This window comes from Calothrix sp. FACHB-168 (genome assembly GCF_963889195.1).
GTDB classification, from domain to species: domain Bacteria; phylum Cyanobacteriota; class Cyanobacteriia; order Cyanobacteriales; family Nostocaceae; genus Aulosira; species Aulosira anomala_A.
In genome coordinates, this window is the sequence record NZ_CAWPNJ010000012.1 from 1 (window position 1) to 13,042 (window position 13,042).

The window sequence follows — 13,042 nt, forward strand, 5'->3', positions numbered from 1 at the left end:
CCCCTGCCCCCTACCCCCTGCCTATGACTGATACGATTTTCAGACATACTCCGCCGTTGCTGATTGTGGAAGATAGCAATGAGGATTTTGAAACTATCCAGAGATTTTTGCAGCGATCGCCATTGTCGATTCCCATTCATCGCTGTATTAATGGCGAACAGGCTTTGTCTTTTCTCTATCGCACTGGTAGATACAATAATTTAGAAATTGCTCCTCGTCCAGCAATGATTATTCTCGATCTCAATTTACCAGGCACTGATGGCAGACAAGTATTGCATCGGATAAAACAAGATGATAGTTTAAAGACCATTCCTGTCGTTGTTTTCACTACATCCAATAATCCTAAAGATATTCAGGATTGCTACAAATACGGAGTCAATAGCTACATTGTTAAACCGATTAACTTTGCCCAATTGAAGCGAGACATCCAAACACTGCTGGATTATTGGTTTGAAGTCACGACTTTGCCTGATTACCCAGATAATTCAACATGAGTCAGCATCAGCGCACTGTACTAATTGTGGATGATTCGCCAGAAGACCGAGAACTGTATCGAAGGTGTTTGTTGCGAGATAAAGATTACCGATACAACATTCTGGAAGCAAATCTAGGTCAAGAAGGTTTAGAGTTATGGCAGCAATATCAGCCAGATGTGGTGTTACTAGATTACCGCTTGCCAGATTTAGATGGACTAGAATTTATTGCGAGATTGCATCCGCCATCTTCTGAGAACTATTTACCTGTGATTGTGGTGACTGGGCAAGGTAGTGAAGCGATCGCAGTGCAAAGTATGAAGGCTGGGGCGCAGGATTATCTAGTTAAGGATCAGATTACGCCAGATCGGTTAATCTTCGCAGTGAATTCGGCGATCGCTAGAGTACAGCTACAATCTCAACTGCAACTGCGAATTGAAAAAGACAGGCTAGTTTCCCAAATTACCCAAAGAATCCATCAATCATTAAACATTGAGGAAATTTTACAAACCACTGTCAATGAAGTCAGGGAATTTCTCAAAAGCGATCGCGTGCTGATTTTCCGGATACAGTCAGACGGAACGGGAATTGTCACCACAGAATCGGTAGCAGCAGGCTGGACACCTTTATTCTCCACTTCTCACTTCGATCCTTGTCTGAGTGAGAAATATATTAATCCCTTCCGCCAAGGACTTGTCACCATCAAGCCGGATATCTATGATGGTAGTATCGATCCTTGCCATGTGAATTTACTCGCAAATTTACAGGTAAGGGCAAATTTGGTGGTGCCGATTTTACAAGATGGCCATCTGTGGGGAATGTTGATTGCCCATCATTGTCAAGCACCCCGCCAATGGCAGTCTTTAGAAGTAAGTTTGCTGCAAGAATTGGCAACTCATTTAGGTATTGCCTTACGACAGGCGGAGTTGTATCAGCAAGCACAGCATGAATTAGCCGAGCGCCGACGGGCAGAAGCTTTATTACAAGAAGTAAATGAATCTTTAGAACAAAGAGTTGCGGAACGAACGGGAGAATTAGCCACTGTCAACGCCCAATTGCAACAGGAACTAACAGAGCGACAACGCACCCAGAAAATTTTAGAAGAGCAGGCGCAGTTATTATATCTTGCCCATGATACCATAATGACCCGCGATCTGGATGGCAGAATTACCTTCTGGAACAAAGGTGCAGAAAGAATGTATGGCTGGACTGCATCGGAAGCTAGCGGACAAAGAGCGCATGAACTACTGCAAACGCAATTTCCGCGATCGCCAGCTGAGGTAGAAGCCGAATTATCTGCTCAAGGTTTCTGGGAAGGCGAACTTATCCAAGTACACCGCAATCATACACCCATCATCGTTGCTAGTCGCTGGGTGTTACAGAAAGATGAGCAAGGAAACTCGGTAAAAATTTTAGAAATTAATCATGATATTACCGAGCGCAAACGGGCAGAAGAACAACTCCGCCGCAGTAGCGAACGTATCAGTTTAGCCAATGCTGAATTAGCCAGAGCCGCACGCCTCAAAGATGAATTTCTTGCCAGCATGAGTCATGAATTACGCACGCCTTTAAACTCAATTTTGGGCATGGCGGAATTATTGTTAGAAGAAGTATTTGGTAGCTTAACTGCTCAACAACGCCAGTTTTTACATACAGTAGAACAAAGCGGTCAACATTTACTAGAGCTGATTAACGATATTTTAGACCTCTCGAAAATTGAGTCAGGCAAAATGGAGTTGAGACTGACTTCTGTATCAGTTCATCCCCTGTGCGAATCTAGTCTGAACTTTGTTAAGCAACAAGCACGAAACAAGCAAATTCAACTTACTTGTGACATTGAAGAATCTGTTTCCGAAGTCGAAGCAGATGAGCGTCGCCTACTGCAAGTATTAGTTAACTTGCTAGCTAATGCTGTTAAGTTCACCCCCGATGGTGGTAGCGTTAATTTAGAAGTGCGCATGAACTTCTTAGAACAAGCGGTAGAATTTCGCGTTAGAGATACTGGTATTGGCATTGCGGCGGCAGATATGAGCAAGCTGTTTCAGCCATTTGTGCAGTTAGACAGTTCCCTGTCACGAAGATATCCCGGTACAGGCTTGGGATTATCTCTAGTGCGGCGGATTGTCGATTTGCATGGGGGAAGTATTCGCGTAGAAAGTCAACTAGGTAAAGGCAGTTGCTTTATAGTCATCTTACCTTGGCATCCCTTGCTGAGTCAGGATGAATTGCCGTTACTCTCCGATTTAGGAATGCTGCAAGATATATCCATGCAACAAGCCTTAGTAGTAGAGGATTCTACGGCTGCTGCCAGTCAAATTAAGCACTATTTAGCGGAAATGGGGGCAACCAGTGTTATTCATCCAGTGGGCGAAGGAGCATTGCAATTAGCTCTGCGCGTCAAACCAGATGTGATTGTTTTAGATATATATTTACCTGATTGCTCTGGCTGGGAAGTTTTAGCGAAATTAAAAGGACATTCCGAAACGCAGCATATACCTGTAATTGTCATTTCTGTAGTCGATCAGCGATCGCGCAGTTTAGAGTTAGGTGCTGTGGAACATATTTTAAAGCCTTTATCGCGCCAAAAGTTTTACCAAGCACTCAGCCAAATTTTCGCGAATGTACAAGAGCCAAATTTGCACACTGCTCTCGTCATTGCAGCTATGGAATCATCACAAAAACCCAGCATATTGTTAGCAGAAGACAATGAAGCTAATATCACCACCACCATGAGCTATTTGGAAGCACACAACTTTCGGGTGATTCTGGCTCGCAATGGTGTAGAAGCTGTGCAAATGGCTAAACGACATCAGCCTAATTTAATTTTGATGGATATTCAAATGCCAGAGATGGACGGATTAGAAGCCATTCGGCAAATCCGTGCTTATACACCAATCCAAGCTATTCCCATTATTGCCCTTACAGCCTTAGCTATGCCTGGTGATGAGCAACTTTGTCTAGAAGCGGGTGCGAATAAATATTTAGCCAAGCCTGTCAGACTCAAGCATTTATTAGAAATGATGAATGAGCTGTTGTAATGGGGCATTGGGCATTGGGCATGGGGCATTGGGCATGGGGCATAGGATTATACAAGAATGCGACAGATGGTAGGGCATGGCATTGCCCATAGGTGTCAACTTAAGGCGAAACCCGCTTACCGCAAGGAACTGAAGTTCCTTGCTAATAGTAAAAGTCATCTCAAGATGACTAAATATCCTCAAAATCTTGAGTCTACTTTAGTAGACTTGGGCTATTAGCCTGAGAATTCATTCTCAGGCGGGCGGCAAAGCTAAGAGTGAGGCTATTTTTATCTTAAGTTGCCACTAATAGGCAATGCCATGCCCTCTATTACTAATCAATTTTTAGGTTAAACGGTAACCTAGCATAAACACCTTGGGGATCGTTCATTTTTTGTAGAGTTGCTAATTCTTGTTGCAGTTTTTGAAATTCAGCCGTGAGGGGATTTGATGGCTTGATTTGTTGGGATTTTATGCCAAAAATAGTTTTCCCTTCTTCAGTAGAAGATATGCCAAAAAAGCGTTCTTCAAAGCTGCTAGTTTGGGGATATTCTTTAACTTGCCAGTCTTTTCCTAATTTGGCTTGTTTGGCAGCATATTCTATAGCTGTATTCAAACCGCCAATTTCATCAACTAAACCAATAGCTTTAGCTGCTGTCCCCGACCAAACCCGGCCTTGGGCAATTTCTGCTACCCTAGATTCTGGTAGTTTCCGACCTTGGGAAACTTTATTGAGGAAAATATTGTAAATTCGGTTGACACTGCGTTGATAAATGGCTAATTCTTGGGGTGATTTCGGGCGAGATACCGTTTGGCTGTCAGCATAGGTGGCAGTTTTGACAGAATCCCAGCTAATACCGTTATTATTGGCTAACTTTTGCCCGTTAAACAGTAAGCCAAATACACCTATTGAACCTGTAATCGTGTTTGGTTCAGCAAAAATCCGGTTGGAATCGCTAGCAATCCAATAACCACCAGATGCAGCCATGTCTCCCATTGAGACAACTACTGGTTTTACCTGACGAGTCAGTTTAACTTCCCGTTGCATCACTTCAGCAGCTGTGGCGCTACCACCGGGGCTATTAATACGCAAGATTACAGCTTTAACATCATCATCTTGACGTAATTTGTTGAAAATTTTAGCAAAGCGATCGCCCCCAATTTCGCCATCACCACCTTTACCATCAACAATCTCGCCTTCTGCATAAACTACCGCAATTTCATTTTTGGAATTGCGTTCTAAACCCACAGATTTGGCGGGAACTTGGGCATAATCGCTTAAGCTAATTTGGCGGAAAGTTTTATCATCTTTATCGCTGTTGGTTAACTTTTTCAAGTCGCTCACTACTTCATCAACATAAGCGACTTTGTCTACTAAACCCTGAGATTTAGCTGTAGAGGCTTCTAATATAGCTTGATTATCTGCGATCGCTTGTAACTTTTGCGGCGTCAGTTTGCGACTTCCTCCCACTGCATTGCGCCATTCTGACCAAACATCATCTAATAATTTTTGTGTTTGTTGGCGGTTTTCTGGACTTAATTGTTTTAAAATAAAAGGCTCAACAGCACCCTTAAATTTGCCTACGCGCACAACCTGAACGCCGACGCCATACTTCTCTAACGCACCTGCAAGAAACATCGGTTGCGAACTTAAACCGTTAACTTCCATCAATCCTAAAGGATTAAGTACCACCGTATCCGCTACCGAACTGAGGTAATATTCTTTTTCTTCCCAATCTTTACCATAGGCGATGACTTTTTTCCCAGAGGCGCGGAATTTCTCTAGTGCTTGGCGAATTTCTTTCAAAGATGCATAGCCTGCACTATTACTTGCACCCGTGCGGCTTGCATCCAAATACACACCCACAATTCGCGAATCGCGTTGCGCTTTTTCTAAAGTTTCCAAAACTTGGCGCAGTCCCATTCTATTTTCTTCCACACCAGATAGCGCCTTTTGAAAAATCGGATCGGGATTGGGTTCGCCATCGGTAATATTCATTGATAAGTCAAAAACTATTACCGACTTATCTTTTACCTCTGGCCCGGATTCGCTGGAACTAGCAGCCGCAAACAATAATAATAATAGTCCAGTAGCGCTGATGCCACTGAAAATAATCAATCCGAGTAAGCTACCAACTAAGCTAGCAAAGGTTTGTTGCAGAAAATTACGCATTTTAGTTAATAATTAATAGTCAATAGTTGTCAACAAAAGTTTGATTTTTTGGTATTTACAGCTAACTTTTCATATCTGACGCCCTAACAGCCAAAAGCTATTATTTATCTAGAAATATATGTCTAATCTGCAAGTTATATTCTCTTTGTTAAACAACTTATAACTATTGTAGGTGTTTTGATACTTTGATGCCTTGAAATGAGGTACGCGCTTCGGGGCATGGCAGTGCCAGTGCCCCTACAATCAATGATTATCTGTACCTCACTAACTGGCAATCTGCTGTATCTATTGCGATCTAACTAATTCCTAGATAATTTTTGACGATTTGCAAAATGCGATCGCTCGCTTTACCATCGCCAAAGGGATTAATCGCATTAGCCATTGTGTCATAAGCTACAGAATTACTCAGTAACTCAGATGCCGCCGCTACAATGTTCTGTGTTTGCGTTCCTACTAGTTTAGCTGTACCCGCCGTCACAGCTTCCGGTCTTTCTGTGGTTTCCCGCAGCACTAGTACAGGCTTACCAAGACTAGGCGCTTCTTCTTGCAAACCGCCGGAGTCTGTGAGTAAGAAATGCGATCGCGCGATCGCACCCACTAATTCTGCATAATCTAAAGGTTCTGTCAGAAAAATTCGCGGATGATTTCCCAACAGCGCTTGTAATGGTTCTCTTACTGTGGGATTACGGTGTAATGGTAATAGCAGCGCTGTATCAGGAAACTTATCTAATATCTGTAAAAACCCTTGCGCAATTCCTTGTAGTGGTTCTCCCCAATTCTCCCGGCGATGAACTGTCGCCAGCAATGTGCGGTAAGATGACCAATCCAACCCAGGTATATTACAAGCTGGTTGATTTGCAGCCACATTTAACAGCGCATCAATTACAGTATTCCCCGTCAAGTGAATTTCACCCAACACCCCAGAACGCTCTAAATTTTCCACAGCCAAGGGTGTAGGTGCAAAGTGCAATTGCGTAATTTGGGAAATCAGCCGGCGGTTAGCTTCTTCTGGGTAAGGATTAAACAAATCATCAGTTCGTAACCCAGCTTCCACATGACCCACGGGAATTTTTTGATAAAATGCTGCCAAAGCCGCCGCAAAAGCTGTAGTCGTATCTCCCTGAACTATGACTAAATCTGGCTTGCGTTGATGAAACAGCGCCTCTAAACCCCGCAAACTGCGACAGGTAATATCACTCAAAGATTGCTGAGGCTGCATAATCTCCAAGTCATTATCTGCTTTCAGGTCAAATAGTTGCATTACTTGCTCAACCATTTCCCGATGCTGTCCAGTCAAAATTACTTGTGACTCAAAATCTGGAGACCTTTGAAAGACTTGAATTACCGGAGCTAGTTTAATCGCCTCCGGACGAGTACCAAGGATTATATAAACTCGTTTTTGGTTAGTCATTAGTCAATGGTCAATGGTCAATGGTCAATAGTCAATAGTAAACTACCTACAAGAAAATGAGGGGAATGTGGGAAATGAAGAGATGAAGGGGATAACGCCAGGAAGACCAATAAATAATAAATGACTAATAACAATACCTTAGCCAAAATCAGAGGGTGAAGAGAGAGGGCGCTTTGTAGTAGAGTTATTGTCTCTCACAACGACAACTCAAAAACCACTCTTACGCCCATGCCAGATATCCTATCACTGCTACAATGCCTGCTACCACAAATAAATGCTACGACAATGCGGCAATTGAACCTGATAATCCAGGCCATGTTAGCAATGAGCGGCCGAGTCACGATGTTGGGAATTTCTCGTTGGACAGGTAGTGGTGGCAGTTATCGAACGATGTTGAGATTCTTTCATACAGTAATACCTTGGGCAACGTTGTTTTGGGTATTCTTTCGCAAGCATTTATTTCGTGCAAATGAGATATATTTGTTGGCAGGAGATGAAGTTGTAATAAGTAAATCAGGTAAACAAACTTATGGGCTAGATAGATTTTTTTCTAGTCTAGCTAGCAAACCCATATCAGGGCTATCTTTTTTTACATTATCGTTAGTAAGTGTGGAGAAAAGGCACTCGTTTCCAATTCAGATAGAACAAGTGATAAAGAGCGATATAGAAAAAAATAGCCAGTCACCAACCCAAGAAATAAAACAGCAAGAGAAACGTGGGCGTGGACGACCAAAAGGGAGTAAAAACAAGAATAAAACCCAGGTAATTCTCACATCTGAATTACTGCGAATCCAGATGATGATTAAGTCGCTATTTAATTTATTAGCTAAATTTATTCCGCTTACTTACTTAGTATTAGATGGTCACTTTGGGAACAATAATGCCTTGCAGATGGCTCGCCAAGTTAATTTGCACATAATTTCCAAACTTCGTTACGATGCAGCATTATATATACCTTATCAAAGCCCTGACCCCAATAGTCGCTCTCGTCGTAAATACGGAGATAAAATTGACTATCATAATATACCCAACAACTATTTATGTAAAAGTACCATTGATGAGGATATTCAAACTGACGTTTATCAAGCGACTTTACTTCACAAAGAATTTGCCCAAGCTCTGAATGTAGTTATTCTAGTCAAAACCAATCTTCAAACTAATGCTTGCAGCCATGTGATTCTATTTTCTAGCGACCTGAAATTGTCATCTGAGAAAATAATTGACTACTACAAGCTGCGCTTTCAAATCGAATTCAATTTTCGAGATGCCAAGCAGTTTTGGGGACTGGAAGATTTCATGAACTTAAGCCCAACTGCTGTCACTAATGCTGTTAATCTAGCATTCTTTATGGTCAATTTATCCCATCACCTTCTCGCTGATTTTCGTCTCCTTAATCCCGACTCCGGCATTATTGACCTTAAGGCTCACCCAGAGTGGTTTTCGATATGTCCATGAAATTTTAAAAATGCTTCCGGAAATGCCTGAGCCTATTTTATTAACCCAGATTTTTGCCAAGCTCACTTCTTTAGGACGTATTCATACCGTTTCTACAGGCGTTGAACCCTCGTAAATTGGCAGAGGTATTGTAATAATAATGACTTTTAAGCTCATTCCATCCCCAGAAAGAATGGTTTGCCCGACACCTTTTTATGACAAATGATAAATGACCATTGACTATTGACTATTGACTATTGACTATTGACTATTGACTCTTGACAATTAAACATGAAAAAACCCGGCTGAACCGGGCAGATGTACTGTTTGTCGAATTTATTAATTACATTTTGATTTCACAAGTTAATGGGCAAGAAGCATATACGGTGGTTTGAATTTGTTCTGCTTCTCCATGCAACCAACTTAACCATTTAATTTCTTTTGGATGAACTCCTTTCGCAGTTAGTATTCCAGCCGCAAATACGACTGCCATGATATTAAATAAAATCAAGCCGCCTGCTACTAACAAAACTGCACTAACAGGCATCACAGATTGCAACACAATCGACAACAGACACCCGACCGTAGCCATCAAAACAACTAATGGAAATCCGACAACTAACAAACATACTGCCAATGTGAAAGTCCAGATCAAAAAACTTTTGATCGTTAACAAGGAGTAGGTCTTATTGAGATTAGAGCTATCTGCCGAAACCATGACTTTTCCTCCCAAATACAGAGCAAAAACTGAACTGCAATTTTTTCGGTTTCCGAAGAAACTGAAACTATTAATTAGAAGTTAAGTATATAAAAACCTATTCGTTAAATGAGCATTTCTTTACTAAACTTTACAGTTAATTTTTTGTAATTATGAATGTAAAGCCCAGTTTACATATAGAGAAAATGCTTGGTATCAACATCTATCTTCAGGTATAGAAGCTCAACGAACTCTGCTGGAAAGATGTGCGATCGCTCTTTAAGGACGATAGCGCTTAACATTTCTTATATTAACAGACTACTATTCTCATAATTCTCAGATGTGTGTGCATAAAATATCTGCTAATGTTTTGTGCTGTTAATTGCTATCCACTTTTATCTAAATCTGAGATGAACTTTCTCATTTAAACAGCCGCAAATATCGAACAAAAACAAAAGTTAATTTAAATACATATATTTATATGTATTATCCCTGATGTTTATGCAGGGTTTAAGTATGTTAAACAGGTGTATAGATAATATATAAAAATTAATTGGAATAATCGATGTCAAAAAGAAAGTAATAAAAAATACTGACGCTAGCGCTCCACAGGAATTGATTCACAAACACAGACGATTCAACGCAGAAGCACCTTCAGCCGATTTACGGTGACTTCTGACTAATTTATGTTTTGTTCTCTTCATTGTAAAGAAATATGACAGACTTACAGCGTCCACCAAGTCCTCATTCAGCTGCTACACGTCCAGCACCACCACCACCACCGCCACCGCCACCCCCACCAGCACCGCCAACCTTAAGCACCCAACGTCAAGCTACACAAACATTAGATCTGTCAAACGCTCCAGGAATGAGTGCTGCACCACCACCGCCGATACCAACTCCTAACCCAGGAACAACTCATCGTCCGGGAACTCCACCACCAATCCCTAATGCTGCACCCAAACAAAACAGCACCCCCAGCCTGACTTTAGAATTCATCATTAAGGAAGCTTACGATAAAGGATTTTCTGACATTCACTTGGGTGTAGGTGAAGTACCCCGCTTTCGCAACCGAGGGGAAATTGAACCGACAAGTTATCCCGAAACTGATAAAGAAACCTTTATCAGTTGGATGCGGGAGGTGTTAACAGAAGGAGAAATTCAGCGATTTCAAGAGCATTTAGAGTTTGACGGCGCAACACAGTATGAATTTGCTCGCGTGCGGATTAATATTTTTGACTCCCTCAAAGGCTATGCAATGGTATTGCGGTTAATTCCGCTAAAAATCTTAACCATCGATCAGTTGCGCTTACCTCCGATATTTCGAGATATCTGTCACGTTCATAAAGGGTTGATTTTGGTAACCGGGCCTACTGGTTCTGGTAAATCTACAACGATGGCGGCAATGATTGACTATATCAATAAAGAAATGCCGAAGCACATCATTACCATCGAAGATCCGATTGAATTTGTTCACCGCAGCCAAAGATCCTTAATTAAACAGCGCGAAGTGGGAATGCACACCCGCAAATTTGATAACGCCTTAAAAGCAGCTTTGCGGGAAGATCCAGATTTGATTCTGGTGGGTGAAATGCGGGATAAGGAAACAGTGAATACCGCCTTAAAAGCCGCTCAGACAGGTCACTTAGTTATGGGAACCCTGCACACTAATAGCGCGGTTAAGACCATTGAGCGGATATTAAATCTTTACTCTGGGGACGAACAGGAAGCCATGCGGGTGGCAATTTCTGAGTCTCTAGTGTCCGTAATTGCCCAAGGTTTGTGCCGCACCACAGATGGTAAGCGGGCGGCATTCCACGATATCCTAATTAACACTGAGGCAATTAAGGAGTGGATCAAAGACGGTAAGTACGATGAAATTAGCGAACTGATGAAACAAGCCAGCTTTGATGGCATGATTACGATGAATCAGTCGTTATACAACCTCTACCAAGACGGGCGAATCACTGAAGAAACCGCTTTGGAAATGTCACCAACTCCTAACGAAATGGCGCAATTCCTCCGAGGCAGAGTTTAATTAGAACAAGGCAGAGGAGGCAGAGGAAGCAGAGGAGGCAGAGGAGGCAGAGGAGGCAGAGGAAGTTGGAGAAACTATTGCCCAATGCCCAATGCCCAATGCCCAATGCCCCATGCCCAATGCCCCATGCCCAATGCCCATAATTAATTTCTCTATTTTTCTGAAAGACGTTGAATCAAGGCAAACTATCCCAAAATCAGCTATTTAAAGGTATTGCTCTATTTACACCCGGTGGAGATTTGATTTATACCATCGACCCTAGTAAACAAGGTAGATGGCATTTGCATTTGTGCGCTGCTTTACAGGAAATTTTAGACTTAGTAGAACCACCTCATTTTTTAGTGCCTTGTTATACTGCGACTGTCGATCATTGGTTAGATCCGCGCACACAACAAGTCAGAACTTTTGCGGAAGCTTATCCAGCAGTGTTAAAACATCAGGCTGTATTAAATGCGATTTTTGGTACAGGGGATTTAGTGTGGCAAGCAGCACCCTGGCCTGATGGATTGTGCGATCGCATGGTATTGTCAACTTACCGCGCTTCATTTCCCCAGCTTTGGGAAGATCATGATTTGATTGTGCAATTAGATATTGCTGAACCGACTTTTCAGAGTGAACGGGTAGCGAAGAAGGTACAAAATCTCCCAGTAAAAACTCAAGCTTACGTGCTGCGCTTATTTGTCGCTGGACATAGTGCAACCACAGAAAAGATTTTACATAATTTACACGAATTATTAGAGCGATCGCTCGCTCAACCCTATACGCTTAAAGTTGTTGATGTTTTAACTAATCCCGAACAAGCAGAAATCGATCAGGTAACTGCTACCCCTACCCTGGTGAAAGTTTGGCCGCATCCTATTCGCCGCTTAGTTGGCGATTTAGATCGGGGAGATAAAATTTTACAAATGTTAGGCGCTCAAGAGAAAACTTAGATTTAAATATGTTTTTATGCAGCGAGCAACTATAGCTCATTTTGTCTGCTATGCCTTTTAATATATGCATATATAAGTAGGGTTTGCATCTATTATCTCAGCAATTAGATAGGTGAGATGGCATTTGATTAAATGGTTTAATCTGATGAGAAGATTTGCGATTAAATTTGAAATTATGGACAATACATTAGTTGATAAAACTTTCCGCGATCGAGAAGGCAATATTGTTATAGCTCAAGCACCAAATCCACCACTGATTGTTTGGATAGTTAGTAGTTTACTGTCTCTCGTATTTACAAATGGTACCTTCCATACAGTGTTAGATGTAGTTGCAACTGGCTCTTTGTTTACTTGGGCGTGGCTGGAATTATTTGACGGTGTTAATTATTTTCGCAGAGGTTTAGGTCTGGTTGTATTGATTGGTCTTATTGTATTCAAAGTTCAGTACTCACAATAGATTAATACTGATTTAAATAGTATTGGAGCAGCATTAATTATTAAGGGCAAGGCACTGCCTTGCCCCTACACTTATATTGTGTTATTTTTGTAAATTAATCTCACTAATTTATTGAAAGCGGCGGGAAACTCCATCCCCTTGTGGGTGGAGAGGGATAGCCGCCCCGCCGCTTGGGGCATTGGGCATTGGGCATTGGTAATTTCTTCCCCATGCCCGATGCCCCATTCCCCATGCCCAAAAACTCCATCCCCTTGTGGGTGGAGTTTTTCATAATATTTTTCTGTGACGATGCACTTAAATTTTTATAAATGAACCGCCAAGTACGCCAAGTACGCCAAGAAAAAGAGAGGTAATCATTTAGTGCAAGTTTATAGAGAATTATTATTAGAAATAATTATCAATATTATGGG

Annotated in this window: 9 protein-coding genes and 1 pseudogene; 7 read left to right on the forward strand and 3 right to left on the reverse strand. The window is 41.7% G+C overall.

The window, feature by feature from the left end; all coding sequences use genetic code 11:
* Positions 1-23: 23 nt before the first annotated feature.
* The 3 genes from AACW45_RS05585 to AACW45_RS05595 are packed head-to-tail and all read left to right on the forward strand — an operon-like array spanning position 24 to position 3,730.
* Positions 24-494: a response regulator gene (locus tag AACW45_RS05585; RefSeq protein ID WP_190631912.1), complete on the forward strand. Its 471-nt coding sequence runs from the start codon at positions 24-26 to the stop codon at positions 492-494.
* A complete protein-coding gene (locus AACW45_RS05590) occupies positions 491-3,511 on the forward strand; it encodes a response regulator (protein ID WP_190631914.1) in 3,021 nt (1,006 codons plus the stop codon). Before AACW45_RS05585 ends, AACW45_RS05590 begins: the two co-directional genes overlap by 4 nt.
* Positions 3,512-3,568: 57 nt before the next feature.
* Positions 3,569-3,730, forward strand: coding sequence for a hypothetical protein (locus tag AACW45_RS05595; protein ID WP_190631916.1), 162 nt, complete (start codon positions 3,569-3,571; stop codon positions 3,728-3,730).
* A gap of 94 nt (positions 3,731-3,824) precedes the next feature.
* Here the strand turns inward: AACW45_RS05595 and sppA are convergent, their stop codons facing one another.
* Positions 3,825-5,663: a signal peptide peptidase SppA gene (gene sppA / locus AACW45_RS05600; protein WP_190631917.1), complete on the reverse strand. Its 1,839-nt coding sequence runs from the start codon at positions 5,661-5,663 to the stop codon at positions 3,825-3,827.
* Between the two features lie 295 nt (positions 5,664-5,958).
* On the reverse strand, positions 5,959-7,074 hold the full coding sequence (gene wecB, locus AACW45_RS05605; protein WP_096644958.1) for a non-hydrolyzing UDP-N-acetylglucosamine 2-epimerase: 1,116 nt from the start codon (positions 7,072-7,074) through the stop codon (positions 5,959-5,961).
* A 228-nt stretch (positions 7,075-7,302) separates the two neighbouring features.
* Here wecB and AACW45_RS05610 point away from each other — a divergent pair.
* Positions 7,303-8,644 (forward strand): annotated as a pseudogene (locus AACW45_RS05610) (transposase).
* 207 nt (positions 8,645-8,851) lie between these two features.
* Here AACW45_RS05610 and AACW45_RS05615 read toward each other — a convergent pair.
* Positions 8,852-9,226: a hypothetical protein gene (locus AACW45_RS05615; protein WP_190631922.1), complete on the reverse strand. Its 375-nt coding sequence runs from the start codon at positions 9,224-9,226 to the stop codon at positions 8,852-8,854.
* Positions 9,227-9,920: 694 nt separating this feature from the next.
* On the opposite strand from AACW45_RS05615, the gene AACW45_RS05620 reads away from it, so the two are divergent.
* The 3 genes from AACW45_RS05620 (at position 9,921) to AACW45_RS05630 (ending at position 12,632) form a co-directional block, all read left to right on the forward strand.
* Positions 9,921-11,243, forward strand: coding sequence for a type IV pilus twitching motility protein PilT (locus AACW45_RS05620; RefSeq protein WP_190631924.1), 1,323 nt, complete (start codon positions 9,921-9,923; stop codon positions 11,241-11,243).
* A gap of 170 nt (positions 11,244-11,413) precedes the next feature.
* Positions 11,414-12,175, forward strand: a complete 762-nt coding sequence (locus AACW45_RS05625; RefSeq protein WP_190631926.1) for a circadian clock KaiB family protein — start codon at positions 11,414-11,416, stop codon at positions 12,173-12,175.
* A 175-nt stretch (positions 12,176-12,350) separates the two neighbouring features.
* On the forward strand, positions 12,351-12,632 hold the full coding sequence (locus tag AACW45_RS05630; RefSeq protein WP_190631928.1) for a hypothetical protein: 282 nt from the start codon (positions 12,351-12,353) through the stop codon (positions 12,630-12,632).
* Positions 12,633-13,042 lie beyond the last annotated feature (410 nt).